The sequence below is a fragment of the Sphingomonas sp. CFBP 13728 genome (genome assembly GCF_014841895.1).
GTDB lineage: Bacteria > Pseudomonadota > Alphaproteobacteria > Sphingomonadales > Sphingomonadaceae > Sphingomonas.
The window spans coordinates 76,055-91,513 of record NZ_JACYUS010000002.1 but is presented as its reverse complement, the minus strand read 5'-3'; the positions used below and the strand labels follow the sequence as shown (position 1 = coordinate 91,513).

The following is a 15,459-nucleotide window of genomic DNA, read 5'->3' as shown; positions in this document are numbered from 1 at the left end:
CCCGTCCGCGAACTCTACCGGCGGCGAGCGTGCGGAACGGTGGACCCCGGAACGGGTCCGGGGTGACGGAGTGGGCGCTGATATGACGACGACACTCGTACCAATCCTCGGCGACCAGCTCACGATCGACCTCGCCTCGTTGCGGGACTGTGATCCCGAAACCACGATCGTGCTGATGATGGAGGTCGACGAGGAGACGACCTATGTCCGCCATCACAAGCGCAAGATCGCGTACATCCTCTCGGCGATGCGGCATCATGCCGAGGCGCTGCGCGAGGCCGGTTGGACGGTCGAATACACACAGCTCGACGACCCCGATAACGCGGGCAGCTTCACCGGCGAGATCGCGCGCGCGGTCGAGCGGCATGACCCCGAGCGGATCGTCGTGACCGAGGGCGGCGAATGGCGCGTGATGGCGATGCTCGAAAGCTGGGAGACGCTGTTCGGCATCCCCGTCGAGATCCGCAGCGACGACCGCTTCCTCGCCAGCCATGCCGATTTCGAGAATTGGGCGGCGGAGCGCAAGTCGCTGACGATGGAGTGGTTCTATCGCCAGATGCGGACGCGCACCGGGCTGTTGATGACCGCCGGTAAGCCCGAGGGCGATCGCTGGAACTTCGACAAGGAGAACCGCAAGCCCGCCAAGAACGATTTGCTGATGCCGCGCCCGCTGGTGTTCGCGCCGGACGCGATCACGCAAGGTGTGCTGGCGCTGGTGGCCGAGCGGTTCGCGGATCATCCGGGGAGTCTCGACGGGTTCGAGTACGCCGTGACCGCGAAGGACGCCGAGCGGCAGGCGGCGAATTTCTTCAAGCACGCGCTGGCGCAATTCGGTGACTACGAGGATGCGATGCTCACCGGCGAGCGGCATCTGTGGCACTCGATCCTGTCGCCCTACATCAATTCAGGGCTGCTCGATCCGCTCGATTTGTGCCGGCGCGCGGAGGCGGAATATCGCGCGGGCCGCGCGCCGCTGAACGCGGTCGAGGGCTATATCCGCCAGATCATCGGCTGGCGCGAATATATGCGCGGGATCTACTGGCGCGAGGGGCCGGACTATGTCGAGCGCAACTTCCTCGATCACCACCGCGAACTCCCCGGCTGGTACTGGACGGGCGAGACCGACATGCATTGCCTGCGCGAGGCGATCGGCCAGACGCTGGAGACCGCGCACGCGCACCATATCCAGCGGCTGATGGTGACGGGCAATTTCGCGCTGCTGATCGGCGCGGATCCGGCCAAGGTGCATCAATGGTACCTCGAAGTGTATGTGGACGCGTATGAATGGGTCGAGCTGCCCAACACGCTGGGGATGAGCCAGTTCGGCGATGGCGGCTTGTTGGGGTCTAAGCCGTATATATCGTCGGGCGCGTATATCGACCGGATGTCCGATTATTGCGGGACGTGCCGGTACAATGTGAAGCAGCGGATCGGGCCGGATGCGTGCCCGTTCAACGCGCTGTACTGGGATTTTCTCGCGCGGCACGAGGACAAGCTCGGGCGCAACAACCGGCTTGCGATGCCGTATCGCAACTGGGCGAAACAGTCCGAGGCGGACCGCGAGGCGACGCGTGCGCAGGCGGCCGGGTTCCTCGCCTCCCTCGACGCGAGCGGCCCCGCTGGCTACTGACCGATCGAGCACAAGGAGCCGTATATGGACGCGTTGGTAAGCACCGAATGGCTGGCGAACGAACTGGGCGCGAGCGATCTCAGGATCGTCGACGCGACCTACGCGGAGGGACGCGATGCGGCGGCGGAGTATGAGGCGGCGCATATCCCCGGCGCAGTGTTCATGAACCTCAGCGAGTTGCGCGATACCGACAGCGACCTCCCCAACACGCTGCCATCGGCGGAGAAGTTCGCGAGCCGGATGCAGACGCTGGGGCTCGGCGATGGCAGCCGGATCGTGCTGTATGACAGCTCCCCCTGGCACACGGCGGCGCGCGCGTGGTGGATGCTGCGGCTGTTCGGCGCGCATAACGTCGCGATCCTCGATGGCGGGTTCGCCAAATGGCAGGCCGAGGGGCGCGAGATCGCGACGGGGAAAGAAACGCCGCGGCATCGCCACTTCACGACCTGGGCGGACCTGAAGGGCGTGCGCGATCTCGACCAGATGAAGGCGAACGTCGCAAGCGGCGCGGAGCAGGTGCTCGACGCCCGGTCCGCGACGCGCTTCACCGGTGCGGAGCAAGACCCGCGGCCGGGCACCGCACCGGGGCATATTCCGGGCTCGAAAAACCTGCCGCAAGGCGCGGTGTTCAACGCCGACGGCACGTGGAAGACCGGCGACGCACTGAAGGCCGAGTTCGACAAGGCGGGCGTCGACCTGGCGAAGCCTATCGTGATGACCTGCGGCTCGGGCATCACCGCGTCGGTCCTTGCGTTCGGCGCGCACCTGCTCGGCAACGACGCGGCGCTGTACGACGGCAGCTGGTCCGAATGGGGCGGCGATCCCGAGACACCCAAGGCGACAGGCACAGTATGAGCGACACGAACAAGCCGGTCGGCGACGCGACCAAGGTCGTCCTCGCCGGTCGTCGCCCGGAATGGACTCAAGGTATCGTCAGCCCGCCGGTCTGGCGCGCCTCGACCATCCTTTATGATTCGGTCGGCCATCTCCGCGAAAGCGCCACGCGCGATACGCATCACCGGCTGTTCTACGGGCGCAAGGGCACGCCGACGCAGTGGAGCCTCGCCGACGCGCTGACCTCGCTTGAGCCCGGTGCGGAGGGAACTTTCCTCTACTGCTCAGGTGTCGCGGCGATCGCGGCGGCGTTGCTCTCGGTGTTGTCGCCCGGCGACGAACTGTTGCTGGTCGACAGCGCTTACGACCCGACGCGCGGCATGGCAGGCGGGCTGCTCAAGCGGTTCGGCATCACCACGCGCTATTACGACCCGATGATCGGCGCGGGCATCGCTGACCTGATTGGCAACAAGACGCGGGCGATCTTCATGGAAAGCCCCGGTTCGCTGAGCTTCGAGGTGCAGGACGTCCCCGCGATCGTCGCCGCGGCGAAGGCGAGGGGCGTAACCACCCTGCTCGACAACACCTGGGCCACCCCGTTGTTCTTCCCCGCGATCGAGCGCGGCGTCGACCTGACGATCCTAGCCGGCACGAAATACGTCGTCGGCCATTCGGACGTCATGCTCGGCTCGGTCACCGCCGGGCCCGGTCATTTCAAGAAATTGCGCGAGACGAGTTTCCAGCTCGGCCAGGTCGCCAGCCCCGACGATTGCTGGCTTGGCAGCCGGGGCTTGCGCACGATGGCGGTCCGCCTCGCGCAGCACCAGTCGAGCGCGCTGACCATCGCCAAGTGGCTGCAAAGCCGTCCCGAAGTCGCACAGGTCCTCCATCCCGCGCTTCCCGATTGCCCCGGCCACGACCTGTTCGTCCGCGACTTCAAGGGCTCCAGCGGCCTGTTCTCGTTCGTCCTCAACGGCGGCGACGAGGCATCGCGCGCCGCGCTGATCGATGCACTCCAGCTGTTCGGCATAGGCTACAGCTGGGGCGGCTTCGAAAGCCTCGCCATCCCCGCCGACCCGCAGCGCCACCGTAGCGTCACCAAGCGCGAAGCCGCGGGCCCGATGGTCCGCCTCCAGATCGGCCTCGAAGACCCCGCCGACCTGATCGCCGATCTCGAAGCCGGGCTCGCCGCCTTCTCTGCCGCAAAGGTCTAGACGATTTCCGATCGAGGCGTGTCCGCGCGGGAGGCCGACGCACCCATCTTCGGCCCCGCGTTCCAGGCCGAGCTGGACGCGCTGTTCCGCTGGCGTCGAGACGTCCGGCGGTTTCGGCGCGATGCGTTGCCGGACGGGCTACTTGACCGGTTGCTGGCGACGGCGAACACCGCCCCGTCTGTCGGACTCAGCCAGCCGTGGCGGTTCGTCACGGTTGACGACCCTGCACGCCGCGTCGCGGTCCGGGCCGATTTCGAGGCGTGCAATGCAGTGGCGCTGGCGACGCAGGACGAGACGCGGGTGGCCAACTACGCGCGGCTCAAGCTCGCGGGGCTCGAACAGGCACCGTGTCATGTCGCGGTGTTCGTCGAACCCGATCCGGCGCAGGGCCACGGTCTCGGCCGCCGGACCATGCCCGAGAGCGTGGCGTATTCCGCCGTCATCGCGGTCCACACGCTGTGGCTGGCAGCGCGCGCGCACGGAATCGGCCTTGGCTGGGTCTCGATCCTGGACCCCTCCCGCATCCGCGAGGTCCTCGAAATCCCCGAGACATGGCAGCTCGTGGCCTATCTTTGCGTCGGATATCCGGAAATCGAGGCGATTACCCCGGAACTGGAGCGCGAAGGCTGGGAAAAACGGCGTTCGATCAATATCGTGGTGCGCTGAGGCACGCCAGATACCCGCTTCAACCGTCCGGCGGCACTGTGGCGGTTGCGCAACATGCGTGCTGTCAAAGCCCGATTGTACGCAAGATTCGCTTGTGCAACGCACCATGGACTGTCATCGCGGTGTCACCGTTGGAAAGACCGCACTGGGGTTTGGCCCCGCAAGATGCGGCGTCCACGGATGCAGGGCGGACATCGACTTCCGGTATCGAAAGGGAAACGATGCGCTTCACCACACTTCTTCTCGGCGGCATTGCTTTGGCTGCCGCAACGCCAGCGTTCGCGCAGGACGACACCGCACCTCCCAAGGAGGTCACGGTCAGCGGCGCGGTCGGGCTCGTCAGCGACTATCGCTTCCGCGGCGTGTCGCAGTCGGACGAGAACCTCGCCGTCCAGGGCGGCATCACGATCACGCACAAGAGCGGGCTGTATATCGGCACCTGGGGTTCCAACCTCGCAGGCTGGGGCACGTTCGGCGGCGCCAACATGGAGCTCGATCTCATCGCGGGCTACAAGGTGCCGGTCGGCGGCGGCGCACTCGACGTCGGCGCGACCTGGTACATGTACCCGAGCGGCTTCAACAACACCGACTTCATCGAGCCCTATGCCAAGCTGTCGGGCACCGTCGGCCCGGTAGCGTTGCTCGCGGGCGTGGCCTATGCGCCCAAGCAGCAGGCGCTGGGGCCGTGGTATACCAACGGTGCGTCGGCGGCGGCCGGCGTATACGACCGCGTCAATGCGAAGGACGACAACCTCTATCTCTGGGGCGACGTCAGCAGCGGGATCCCGACGACCGGCGTGACCGTGAAGGCGCATGTCGGCTATTCGCGCGGCAACAAGGGCCTCGGGCCGTTCGCGACGAGCGTGTCGCCGACCGGCGAGTATTGGGACTGGCTGCTCGGCGCGGATTACGTGATCCCGACGACGCCGCTGACGCTCGGCGTGGCGTATGTCGATACCGACATCGGCAAGGGCGAGTCGGCGTATCTCCAGCCGAGCTTCAGCCGCGGGCAGGACGGCAATGGCTCGATCGCCAACGGCAAGGTGCTGGTGTCGCTGACCGCAGCGTTCTGAACTGAAACCGTCCTTCCCCTACCTTTCACCGACAAAGGGAGGGAGAGGACGGCGCTACCGAAGGTTGTTTCCCCGCGAAGGCGGGGACCCAGACTGGGCTCCCGCCTTCGGGCCCCCTTCAAAGTAATACTTTGAAGGGAAACTCTTCGCGGGAGAACAAGGAGGGGAGCGTCGAGGTTGCCGCATCTCCCATCCCCCAAGCCGTCACCCCAGCGAAAGCTGGGGTATTTCTCGAGGCGGGCGACGTTCGCCATACGACAAGATCCCAGCTTTCGCTGGGATGACGAGCGCGGCGGGCAGACACGAAAAAGGGCGGCCCCGCGAGGAGCCGCCCTTTTTCGTGTTTCGGGAAAACCCGGATCAGTTCGCGGTCGTGCGTGCGTCCTGGCCGTCGCCCTCTGGTGCTGCGACGATGTCGCGCGTCGTCGAGCCCTTGTCGACCACGGTCGTGCCGGGATCGCCGACGCTCGACCGGATGCCGGGATCGTCGCTGTCTGCGCCGGCATCGTTGACGACACCCGTCTCGGCAGCACTACGCGGCGCAGTACCACCGAACAGCGCGTCGAGCGTCTGCGCGTTGGCGGCGGTATCCTGCGGGCGTGCGGCGCCGGGCTGTGGCGGGACCAGTGCGAAGTCGGGCGGGATCACGAGCGGCGCCTGGCGCGCTACGGCGAACTCGTCCGGACGTGCGTGATCAAGGCTACGGCCTGCCCCACAACCCGAGAGCAGCGCGACGCATGTGAGGCCGGCGGCCAGGGGTACGAACTTACGCATGGGAATTCTCCACAGGGGGCTTCTCGCGCACGAGGAGCGCCCGAACAAGCAGGACGAGCACGCCGACAGTAATCGCTGCATCGGCGACATTGAAGACCAAAAACGGACGCCACTCGCCGATATGCAGGTCGGCGAAATCGACGACGTAACCGAGCCGGATCCGGTCGAGGATATTGCCGATCGCACCGCCGAGCACGAAGCCGAGCGCGACCTGGTCGGCGGGGTTTTTCTCGCGCGTCATCCACACCGCGACGCCGATCGCGATCGCGCCGGTGAGCAGCACCAGCGCCCAGCGGGTCAGGTGGCCGTCGGCGGGAAGCAGCCCGAGCGAGATGCCGATGTTGGGGACGAAGCGCAGGTCGAAGAACGAGGTGATCGTCTGCGAGTCGCCGAGCGAGTCGATCCCGAGCGGCTTGGTCACCGCCCATTTGCTGAGCTGGTCGGCGAGGAACAGCGCGATCGCAGCGCCGAACCCGGCCTTTGGCAGGTTACGCATCGGCCACTACCTCGTCGCATCGGTTGCAGAGCTCGCCGTCGACGGTCACCTCGGGGAGGTGGCGCCAGCAGCGGCCGCATTTGTGGAAGTCGGTGCGCGCGACGGTGACCGCGTCGCCCGGCGTGACCTTGGCAACGATGAACGCTTCGGCCAGTTCCGCAGCTTCAGTCGCCCCAAGAGGCGACATCGATTTGATCGTGACCTCTGCCTCCAAACTCGAACGCACGGTCTTTTCGCGCCGCATGGGTTCGATGGCTTCGGTAACCGTTTCGCGAAGGGCGCGGATTTGCGTCCACTTCTTCCCGACCTCGACACCATCTTCCACCTCGGGCAGCGACGGCCATTCGAGGTAGTGCACCGAGCTGTCGTCGTTGGGGAAGCGCGACTGCCACACTTCTTCCGCGGTGAAGCAGAGCACCGGTGCCGCATAGCGGACGAGCGCGTGGAACAGCACGTCGAGGACGGTGCGGTACGACCGACGCTTGATGTCGCTCGGCGCGTCGCAGTAGAGCGAGTCCTTGCGGATATCGAAGAAGAACGCGGACAGGTCCTCGTTCGCGAAGTCGGTCAGCAGGCGGGTGTAGCGGTTGAACTCGTACGCTTCGGCCGCCTGGCGCAGTTCGGTGTCGATCATGCCGAGGCGGTGGAGCACGTAGCGCTCCAACTCGGGCATTTCGGACACGGCGACGCGCTCCGAGTCGTCGAAGCCTTCGAGCGCGCCGAGCATGTAGCGGAACGTGTTGCGCAGCTTCCGATACGCGTCGGAAGCGGTGGCGAGCACCTCCTTGCCGATTTTCACGTCGTCGAAATAGTCGGTCGAGGCGACCCACATGCGCAGGATGTCGGCGCCGGACTCGCCGATGATCTTGAGCGGATCGACGACGTTGCCGAGCGACTTCGACATCTTCCGGCCCTGGCCGTCGAGCGCGAAGCCGTGGGTGAGGACCGCGTCATAGGGGGCGCGACCGCGCGTGCCGCAGCTTTCGAGCAGCGACGACTGGAACCAACCGCGATGCTGGTCCGAACCTTCGAGATACAGGTTCGCGCGGGTGCCTTCGCCGTAGCGTGCCTCGACGGTGAAGACGTGCGTGCAGCCCGAGTCGAACCAGACGTCGAGGATGTCCTTCACGACCTCATAGTCGGCGAGGTCGTAGTCGGGGCCGAGCAACGCCTGGTGGCCGTCGGCATACCACGCGTCCGCGCCGTTTTCGCGGAAGGCTTCGACGATGCGGGCGTTCACGGCGGGGTCGTTGAGGTACTGGCCGGTGGTGCGGTCGACGAACAGCGCGATCGGCACGCCCCAGGCGCGCTGGCGCGAGATGACCCAGTCGGGGCGGCCTTGCACCATCGACGTGATCCGGTTTTCCGCGCGCGCGGGGATCCAGGTGGTGGCCGCGATCGCGTCGAGCGCGATCTCGCGGAGAGTGGCGCCGTTACNTGGGCTGCCCCTCACCCCGACCCTCTCCCCGGAGGGGAGAGGGAGCAGAAGACGAGTCCATCGGGATGAACCATTGCGGGGTCGCGCGGAAGATCACTTTCGCCTTCGAGCGCCACGAATGCGGGTAGCTGTGCTTGAAGTCGTCGCTCGCCGCCAGCAACGCGCCGGCCTCGCGCAGGTCGGTGCAGATCGGGCCGTCCGCGCTTACGAACTTCTTGTTGATGACGCTGCCCTGGCCACCGAGCCATGCCCAGTCGGCGCGGTACATCCCCGCGCCGTCGATCGCGAAGACCGGGTCGATGCCGTATTGCTTGCAGAGTTCGAAATCGTCCTCGCCGTGGTCGGGCGCCATGTGGACGAGCCCGGTGCCGGCGTCGGTCGTGACAAACTCGCCGGGGAGGAACGGCCGAGGCTTCGCGAAGAACCCGCCGAGCGCGTGCATTGGGTGGCGTGCGGTTGCGTCGGCGAGGTCCGAGCCCTTGCAGGTTCCTTTTACGTGCTCGCTTGTAAAACCGAGACGCGCGCGAACGCTCTCCAACAAAACATCAGCGATCAGTAGCTGGCGAGGTCGACTACCCCTTTCAGCATCATACATCGGCTCAACGACAAGGTAGATGATCTCAGGCCCATAGCTCAGCGCCTGGTTCACCGGGATCGTCCACGGCGTGGTCGTCCAGATCACCGCATGCGCGCCAACCAGTTCGGGCGCGTTCGGGGCTTCCACGATCTCGAACGCGACGTCGATCTGCGTGGAGACGATGTCCTCATACTCGACCTCGGCCTCGGCGAGCGCGGTCTTCTCGACCGGCGACCACATCACCGGCTTGGCGCCGCGGTACAGCTGGCCGCTCTCGGCGAACTTGAGCAGTTCGCCGACGATCGTGGCCTCGGCCTCGTACTTCATCGTCAGATACGGATCGGCCCAGTCGCCCATCACGCCGAGCCGTTCGAACTCGGCCTTCTGCACCGCCACCCATTTCTCGGCATAGGCGCGGCATTCTGCGCGGAACTGGTCGACGGGGACGTCGTCCTTGTTGAGCTTCTTCGCGCGATACGCTTCCTCGACCTTCCACTCGATCGGCAGGCCGTGGCAGTCCCAGCCGGGCACGTAGGGCGCGTCCTTGCCCATCAGCGACTGCGAGCGGACGATGATGTCCTTCAGGACCTTGTTCATCGCGTGGCCCATGTGGATGTCGCCGTTCGCGTACGGCGGGCCGTCATGCAGGATGAACCGCTCGCGCCCGAGCCGCTGTTCGCGCAGCCGGTCGTAGATACCGAGCTTGGCCCAGCGCTCCAGGATCGCCGGCTCCTTGGCGGCGAGGCCCGCCTTCATCGGGAAGTCGGTCTTCGGCAGGAAGACGGTATCGCGGTAATCGCGGGCGGGCGCAGGAGTATCGGTCATAAGTGGGCCGGGCTGTAGCCGGTAGCGGCTCACGTTGCCATCCCTCTCCCTCGCGGAGAGGGGCGCGGTTATGCCAGGATCGTCCGCGCGCGCGCGCAGTCGGCGTCCATCTGCGTGATGAGCGCATTGAGGTTGGCGAACTTGGCCTCGGGGCGGAGATACTCGATCAGCGAAACCTCGATCCGCTGGCCGTACAGGTCTTCGCCGAAATCGAAGAAATGCGGCTCGAGCAGTTCCTTGGGCGGATCGAAGCTCGGGCGGATGCCGAGGTTCGCGGCGCCCTTGAGCACGCGACCGTCCTCCAGCCGCCCGGTCACCGCGTAGATCCCGTAGGCGGGGCGCAGGTAATTGCCCATGTCGAGATTGGCGGTCGGATAGCCGATCGTGCGGCCGACCTTGTCGCCGTGCTGGACGAAACCCTGGATCGCGAACGGGCGCGTCAGCAGGCGGGTGGCGGTGGCCATGTCGCCAGCGCGCAGTGCATCGCGGATGCGGGTGGACGAGACGGTCTCGCCCTCCAGCTCGATCGCGCTCACCGTTTCCGCGCGAAATCCGTGCGCGGGGCCGCGCGAGGCGAGCGTGCGGACGGTGCCGGCCTTGCCCTTGCCGAAGGTGAAGTCCTCGCCGGTGACGACGCCCGCGACGCGGAGGTTGCGTTCGAGCCGCTCGGTGATGAAGCGCTCGGCGGTCAGCGCGGCGAGATCGCCGTCGAAATTGAACACGACCATCGCATCGGCGCCGGCTTTCTTGAAAAGCTCCAGGCGTTGATCGAGCGTGGTCAGGCGGAACGGCGCGGTATCGGGGCGGAAATGGCGGACCGGATGCGGATCGAACGTCGCGACCAGCGCCGGACGCCCCTCGGCACGCGCCCAGGCGACCGCGCGCGCGACCACCGCCTGGTGACCGAGGTGAAATCCATCGAAATTCCCCAGCGCGACGATCCCGTTCGCCAGATACGACGGGAGCACCGCACCGCCGTCGAGACGTTGCATGCGCGGGTCAGTAACCAGCCGTCGCGAAAGGCGATAGTCCTTCCGTAACCTTGTTGCCCCGCACTGTCTTGTTCTCCCGCGAAGGCGGGAGTCCAGTCTGGGCTCCCGCCTTCGCGGGAGAACAGCTCAGCGGCGAGTTAGCGTGACGAAACTATAGGCCGGGCGGTCGTCTAAGGCGGGGTGGTCTTCGCGGCCGATTTCCCCCCAGCCATCGAACGCGGGAACCGTCGCGTCGCCTTCGGGCTCGGCATGGACTTCGGTCAGTTCGATGCAATCCGCATGAGGAAGGAACTGAGCGTAGATCTGCGCGCCGCCGATTACCGCAACCTCTTCGCCCGCCATTGCGAGCGCTTCGTCAACCGAATTGGCTACCTCGGCACCTTTCGCGCTCCAGTCGCCACGCGTCAGGACGATATGGCGGCGACCGGGGAGGGGGCTCGGGAAGCTCTCGAACGTTTTCCGGCCCATTACCATCGGCTTGCCCATCGTGAGCGCCTTGAAACGCTTCAGGTCGGCAGGGAGACGCCAGGGGAGTTGCCCGTCGCGGCCGATGACGCCGTTGCTGGCGCGGGCGAGGTAGAAGGTGATCATGTGGCGGTCATGCCGGATTGGGGGGCGGAGAGCTACTCTCCCGTTTACGTCGGCACCTCGCCGTTGACTCCACCCCGGCGAAGGCCGGGGCCCAATTGGGGAACGTCGTTGATGAACGTTGCGCTCCGTTACTCCGGCCTTGCCAATTGGGCCCCGGCCTTCGCCGGGGTGGTAGTAAGGTGGTGGCGCGACTTAGCCCGGCGCGTGTTCCTTCACATACGCCTCGGGGTCCTTGTCGACGACCTTCACCCCGTTCAGATGGTTCGCCTCGAACGCCGCGAACCGCACGCCCAGTTCATGCCGCTCTTCCAGCGTTGCGTGCTTGCGGAAATCGGTCAGGCCCTGGCGTTCTTCCTCCGCCAGATGGTCACTGTTCGCCTTGTTGCACTCGCCAACCGCCTCGAACCACGCGTCCGAGCCGACCGGGTGCTTGTCGACCGCTTCGCCGGTGTCGCGGATGTCGTTGTGATCCTCGATCGCGTCCTCGGTCTCCTCGGCGGCGGACTCGGCGTCATTGCCGCCGGTGCCGATCTTCATCAGCCGCGGATAGAAGAAGCGCTCTTCAGCCTCGGCGTGCGCGTCGAGCAGGTTCTTGAGGCGGGTCCAGAGCGCCGACAGCGCCTCGGTGTCCTTGGCGTCGATCGAATCGATCTGGGCGAACAATGCGCGCTGCTGCGCGTGTTCGTCGAGAATGAGCTGTGTGATATCCATGCGCATCAGAACCGCGTGCGTTGCCCGGGGTTCCTATTGCGATTCGCTCTCTGTTCAGACCGCGACGGGCGCCTTGATATGCGCTTGCGCGACGTAGTCGTGGAGGACGAAATCCTCATACTCGTACGCGTCGATCGAAGCCGGCTTCCGGAGAATCTCAAGGCGCGGGAGAGGCCCCGGCGACCGCGTCAGTTGCAGTTGCGCCTGCTCCAGGTGGTTCGAATAGAGGTGGCAATCGCCGCCGGTCCAGATGAACTCGCCGACCTCGAGCCCGCATTGCTGCGCGAGGATGTGCGTCAGCAGCGCGTAGCTGGCGATGTTGAACGGGACGCCAAGGAAGATGTCGCCCGAGCGCTGGTAGAGCTGGAGCGAGAGCTTGCCGTTGGCGACGTGCGTCTGGAACAGGCAGTGGCACGGCGCGAGCGCCATCGCGTGGAGGTCGCCCGGATTCCACGCGCTGACGATCTGGCGGCGCGAGGCGGGGTTGGTCCTGATCTGCGCGATCAGCTCGGCGATCTGGTCGATATGGCGACCGTCCGCGGCGACCCAGTCGCGCCATTGCTTGCCGTAGACCGGGCCGAGATCGCCATTCTCGTTCGCCCACTCATCCCAGATCGCGACTTTCCGGTCCTGTAGCCAGCGGACGTTGGTGTCGCCGCGGAGGAACCACAGCAGCTCGACGATGATCGAGCGGAGGTGGAGCTTCTTGGTGGTGAGCACGGGGAAGCCCTGCGCGAGGTCGAAGCGCATCTGCGCGCCGAACGCGCTGAGCGTGCCGGTGCCGGTGCGGTCCATCGTCTCGACGCCGGTCGAGAGCACGCGGTCCATGAGGTCTAGATATTGGCGCATGCTGGGGGCGTAGCGGCGCGGGGGCGGGGGCTCAAGCGGATGTAGTTGCGCGTGCGGTGGCTGGTGTCGCGGGGCAGGCGGGTATGTGCCGCTGCCGTCCGTGCCTTCGTGTCGTATCGCCGACCTTGCCGCGGCTAGCGCGCTCTTCGCCAGCTTGCGTGATGCCACGGTAGAGACGGTGGCGGTCGCGTATCTTGATCCGGATCGGAGGCTTCTCGGGATGCGGCATGTCGTCGGGGGGCGGGATCAAGTGACGATCTCGATCCGGACAGTCGCGGTGGATGCGCTGGCGTTCGGCGCTCACGGGGTGATCATCGCGCACAACCATCCGAGCGGGGATGCGACGCCAAGCGAGCGAGACGTGGCGTTCACGCGGGCGCTGGCGGCTGGGTTGCGGACGTTGGAGGTGGTGTTGCTCGATCACCTGGTAATTGCGGGGAACGAGGTGACGAGTTTGCGCGCGATGGGGATCGTCTGACTTGTCGCATCGATTCTTACCGAACCTGTAGCTAGCATCAGCGAGATGGGGCCGTCTCCCAGATGACGACAGAAAAGGTTGTTTCCCCGCGAAGGCGGGGACCCAGCCTGGGCTTCCGCCTTCGCGGGAGAACAAGGAAGCGTGGGCTGTCGTCGGACTGCGGGCGACAGGTCCACAACTCTGCGGGAATGGCGTGGTGTGAGGAGTGTTTGCCCCAAACACACCACCCCGGCGAAGGCCGGGGCCCAATTGGGGGACGTCGCCAACGAAGCGCAGTTCGCGGTTACTGCGACCTTTCCAATTGGGCCCCGGCCTCCGCCGGGGTGGGGCATCTGGATCGGTTAGGAATGAGAACCCGATGTCACCCCAGCCGGCACGCCCGGATCGCCTCAGGCGCCGGCCGTGGCCCGGTCGCGCGGAACGTCGCGATGTAGCCCCCGGCGGAGGGCATGTCGTCGGTATCCACCTGCGTATACCCGACCGCCGCGAACTCGCACTTCAGCAGCGCCGGCGGCGTGCCGTGGTTCTGCGTCGGGCGGTTCGCGTCGACCACGACAACCAGCCCGTCGGGTTTCAGCGACGGCCGCAACCGCCACAGGAACTCGTAGGGCTGCTCGATCTCGTGATACATGTGCACCATCAGCACCCGGTCGAAGCTCGCCTCGGGCAGCTTGGGGTCGTTCGCCTCGCCCAGCTTCACGCTGACGTTCGCCAGGTCCTCGCGCGCGACGCGTTCCGCGAGCTGGTCGCGCACCGCCGGGATGATGTCCTCCGCGAGCACGCGTCCGTCCTTGCCGACGCGCGCCGCGAGACGGATCGTGTAATAGCCTTCGCCCGCGCCGATATCCGCGACCGTCATGCCCTTGCGGATCTCGCCCTTGTTCATGACCTCGCCGGCCTCGTTGAGCCGATCGCGCGCTTCCTCGTTCGACCAGCGCGTCGAGACGATCGACGCGACCGGACGGTCCGCCGCCGGGAACACCGGCTCCTTCGGCTCGCGCTTGATCAGCGGCTTGCTGCCGTCGCAAGCCCCCAGAGCGAGCATCGGCAGGACCATCAGGGCAAGGGCACCCCGCAAGCTCAATCGACGTCCTCCACCTCGACGGCCTCGCCGGTGACGCGCTGCGACAGCGCCGCCGCCATGAACATCTCGAGGTCGCCGTCGAGCACGTCCGACGGGCTGGTCGACACCACGCCGGTGCGCAGATCCTTCACCATCTGGTACGGCTGGAGCACGTAGCTGCGGATCTGGTGACCCCAGCCGATGTCGGTCTTGCCGGCATTCTCGGCATTCGCCGCAGTCTCGCGGATCGCCAGTTCGCGCTCGTACAGACGCGCGCGGAGCTGGTTGTACGCCTCGGCCTTGTTCTTGTGCTGCGAGCGCTGGTTCTGGCACTGCACGACGATACCGGTCGGGATGTGCGTGATGCGCACCGCCGAATCGGTCGTGTTGATGTGCTGGCCGCCTGCACCCGACGCGCGGTAGGTGTCGATCCGCAGGTCGCTCTCGTTGTATTCGACCTCGATATTGTCGTCGACGACCGGGTACACCCAGACGCTGGCGAACGACGTGTGCCGGCGCGCCGCCGAGTCGTACGGGCTGATCCGGACGAGCCGGTGCACGCCGCTCTCGGTCTTCGCGTAACCATACGCGTTCTCACCCTTGAGCAGCAGCGTCGCGGACTTGATCCCCGCCTGCTCGCCCGAATGCTGGTCGACGAGCTCGACCTTCAGCCCGTGGCGCTCGCCCCAGCGCGAATACATCCGGCTGAGCATGCCAGCCCAGTCCTGGCTCTCGGTCCCGCCGGCGCCGGCATTGACCTCGATATAGGTGTCGTTGGCATCGGCCTCGCCTGCCAGCAGCGCCTTGATCTTGTCCTTGTCGGCACGCGCGGCGAGTTCGGCGAGTGACGCAACGCCGTCCGCCTCCATCTCGGTATCGCCCTCGGCCTCGGCCATCTCGATCAGTTCGGCGGTGTCCGACAGTTCGCTCTGGATCGCGCGCGTCGCGCTGATCGCCTCGTCGAGACGACGACGCTCGCGCATCACCTCCTGCGCAGCCTTGGGATCGGACCAGAGCGCCTGATCCTCGACGCGCGCGTTCAGCTCGTCGAGACGACGCAGCGCGCGGTCCCAGTCGAGGAAGCGGCGCAGCAGCGCCAGCGCGTCGTTGATGGTGTCTACGTGAGCCTGCGCTTCGGCGCGCATGATATTCTCCAAAAATTCCGTCGTCCCAGCGGAGGCCGGGATCGCCGTCCCAAGCGAGCGGGGCGGGTCTCCGGCGGGCGCCGGGATAACGTCTATATAAGCG

Annotated in this window: 15 protein-coding genes and 1 pseudogene; 6 read left to right on the top strand and 10 right to left on the bottom strand. The window is 66.2% G+C overall.

Annotated elements, in window-relative coordinates; all coding sequences use genetic code 11:
- Positions 1-82: 82 nt before the first annotated feature.
- From IFT67_RS09220 to IFT67_RS09200, 5 genes are all read left to right on the top strand, one after another.
- Positions 83-1,630, top strand: a complete 1,548-nt coding sequence (locus IFT67_RS09220; protein WP_192146750.1) for a cryptochrome/photolyase family protein — start codon at positions 83-85, stop codon at positions 1,628-1,630.
- 24 nt (positions 1,631-1,654) lie between these two features.
- Entirely contained in the window at positions 1,655-2,485 is an 831-nt protein-coding gene (locus IFT67_RS09215; RefSeq protein ID WP_192146748.1) for a sulfurtransferase, read from the top strand.
- Complete coding sequence (gene metC, locus IFT67_RS09210) at positions 2,482-3,678, top strand: cystathionine beta-lyase (protein ID WP_192146746.1); 1,197 nt, start codon at positions 2,482-2,484, stop codon at positions 3,676-3,678. The genes IFT67_RS09215 and metC overlap by 4 nt, the downstream gene beginning before the upstream one ends.
- A gap of 18 nt (positions 3,679-3,696) precedes the next feature.
- A complete protein-coding gene (gene bluB, locus IFT67_RS09205; RefSeq protein WP_192146744.1) occupies positions 3,697-4,344 on the top strand; it encodes a 5,6-dimethylbenzimidazole synthase in 648 nt (215 codons plus the stop codon).
- A gap of 221 nt (positions 4,345-4,565) precedes the next feature.
- Positions 4,566-5,417, top strand: coding sequence for a TorF family putative porin (locus IFT67_RS09200; protein ID WP_192146737.1), 852 nt, complete (start codon positions 4,566-4,568; stop codon positions 5,415-5,417).
- A gap of 360 nt (positions 5,418-5,777) precedes the next feature.
- Here the strand turns inward: IFT67_RS09200 and IFT67_RS09195 are convergent, their stop codons facing one another.
- The 8 genes and pseudogenes from IFT67_RS09195 to IFT67_RS09165 form a co-directional block, all read right to left on the bottom strand.
- Positions 5,778-6,191, bottom strand: coding sequence for a DUF3035 domain-containing protein (locus IFT67_RS09195; RefSeq protein WP_107963220.1), 414 nt, complete (start codon positions 6,189-6,191; stop codon positions 5,778-5,780).
- On the bottom strand, positions 6,184-6,687 hold the full coding sequence (gene lspA, locus IFT67_RS09190) for a signal peptidase II (protein WP_192146736.1): 504 nt from the start codon (positions 6,685-6,687) through the stop codon (positions 6,184-6,186). The genes IFT67_RS09195 and lspA overlap by 8 nt, the downstream gene beginning before the upstream one ends.
- Positions 6,680-8,124: pseudogene (locus IFT67_RS20585) on the bottom strand (class I tRNA ligase family protein); the annotation flags it as partial. The pseudogene IFT67_RS20585 and the gene lspA, both read right to left, overlap by 8 nt.
- Before the next feature lies 1 nt (position 8,125).
- The coding region (locus IFT67_RS20580) for a class I tRNA ligase family protein (protein ID WP_446740810.1) at positions 8,126-9,527 on the bottom strand (1,402 nt) is incomplete at its 3' end.
- 68 nt (positions 9,528-9,595) lie between these two features.
- Positions 9,596-10,519, bottom strand: a complete 924-nt coding sequence (locus IFT67_RS09180; protein WP_192146734.1) for a bifunctional riboflavin kinase/FAD synthetase — start codon at positions 10,517-10,519, stop codon at positions 9,596-9,598.
- A gap of 126 nt (positions 10,520-10,645) precedes the next feature.
- A complete protein-coding gene (locus IFT67_RS09175; protein ID WP_192146732.1) occupies positions 10,646-11,110 on the bottom strand; it encodes a dihydrofolate reductase in 465 nt (154 codons plus the stop codon).
- Between the two features lie 192 nt (positions 11,111-11,302).
- Positions 11,303-11,821 carry a hemerythrin domain-containing protein gene (locus IFT67_RS09170; protein WP_192146730.1) on the bottom strand — a complete coding sequence of 173 codons (519 nt, stop codon included), beginning with the start codon at positions 11,819-11,821 and terminating at the stop codon, positions 11,303-11,305.
- A gap of 54 nt (positions 11,822-11,875) precedes the next feature.
- Positions 11,876-12,670: a thymidylate synthase gene (locus tag IFT67_RS09165; protein WP_192146728.1), complete on the bottom strand. Its 795-nt coding sequence runs from the start codon at positions 12,668-12,670 to the stop codon at positions 11,876-11,878.
- An 85-nt stretch (positions 12,671-12,755) separates the two neighbouring features.
- Here IFT67_RS09165 and IFT67_RS09160 point away from each other — a divergent pair, with 85 nt between their 5' ends.
- Positions 12,756-13,148 (top strand): JAB domain-containing protein, encoded by a 393-nt coding sequence (locus IFT67_RS09160; protein ID WP_342450596.1) that lies wholly within the window; start codon positions 12,756-12,758, stop codon positions 13,146-13,148.
- Between the two features lie 361 nt (positions 13,149-13,509).
- Here the strand turns inward: IFT67_RS09160 and IFT67_RS09155 are convergent, their stop codons facing one another.
- Positions 13,510-14,205: a class I SAM-dependent methyltransferase gene (locus IFT67_RS09155; RefSeq protein WP_192238635.1), complete on the bottom strand. Its 696-nt coding sequence runs from the start codon at positions 14,203-14,205 to the stop codon at positions 13,510-13,512.
- 23 nt (positions 14,206-14,228) lie between these two features.
- Positions 14,229-15,356 (bottom strand): peptide chain release factor 2, encoded by a 1,128-nt coding sequence (prfB, locus tag IFT67_RS09150; protein WP_056051599.1) that lies wholly within the window; start codon positions 15,354-15,356, stop codon positions 14,229-14,231.
- Positions 15,357-15,459 lie beyond the last annotated feature (103 nt).

What these genes read in the sequence shown, in the direction of transcription:
- IFT67_RS09220 (WP_192146750.1), top strand. Translation starts at nt 83, where the DNA reads ATGACGACGACACTCGTACCAATCCTCGGCGACCAGCTCACGATCGAC.
- IFT67_RS09195 (WP_107963220.1), bottom strand. Translation starts at nt 6,191, where the DNA reads ATGCGTAAGTTCGTACCCCTGGCCGCCGGCCTCACATGCGTCGCGCTG.
- IFT67_RS09215 (WP_192146748.1), top strand. Translation starts at nt 1,655, where the DNA reads ATGGACGCGTTGGTAAGCACCGAATGGCTGGCGAACGAACTGGGCGCG.
- IFT67_RS09175 (WP_192146732.1), bottom strand. Translation starts at nt 11,110, where the DNA reads ATGATCACCTTCTACCTCGCCCGCGCCAGCAACGGCGTCATCGGCCGC.
- lspA (WP_192146736.1), bottom strand. Translation starts at nt 6,687, where the DNA reads ATGCGTAACCTGCCAAAGGCCGGGTTCGGCGCTGCGATCGCGCTGTTC.
- metC (WP_192146746.1), top strand. Translation starts at nt 2,482, where the DNA reads ATGAGCGACACGAACAAGCCGGTCGGCGACGCGACCAAGGTCGTCCTC.
- prfB (WP_056051599.1), bottom strand. Translation starts at nt 15,356, where the DNA reads ATGCGCGCCGAAGCGCAGGCTCACGTAGACACCATCAACGACGCGCTG.
- IFT67_RS09170 (WP_192146730.1), bottom strand. Translation starts at nt 11,821, where the DNA reads ATGGATATCACACAGCTCATTCTCGACGAACACGCGCAGCAGCGCGCA.
- IFT67_RS09165 (WP_192146728.1), bottom strand. Translation starts at nt 12,670, where the DNA reads ATGCGCCAATATCTAGACCTCATGGACCGCGTGCTCTCGACCGGCGTC.
- IFT67_RS09200 (WP_192146737.1), top strand. Translation starts at nt 4,566, where the DNA reads ATGCGCTTCACCACACTTCTTCTCGGCGGCATTGCTTTGGCTGCCGCA.
- IFT67_RS09155 (WP_192238635.1), bottom strand. Translation starts at nt 14,205, where the DNA reads ATGGTCCTGCCGATGCTCGCTCTGGGGGCTTGCGACGGCAGCAAGCCG.
- IFT67_RS09180 (WP_192146734.1), bottom strand. Translation starts at nt 10,519, where the DNA reads ATGCAACGTCTCGACGGCGGTGCGGTGCTCCCGTCGTATCTGGCGAAC.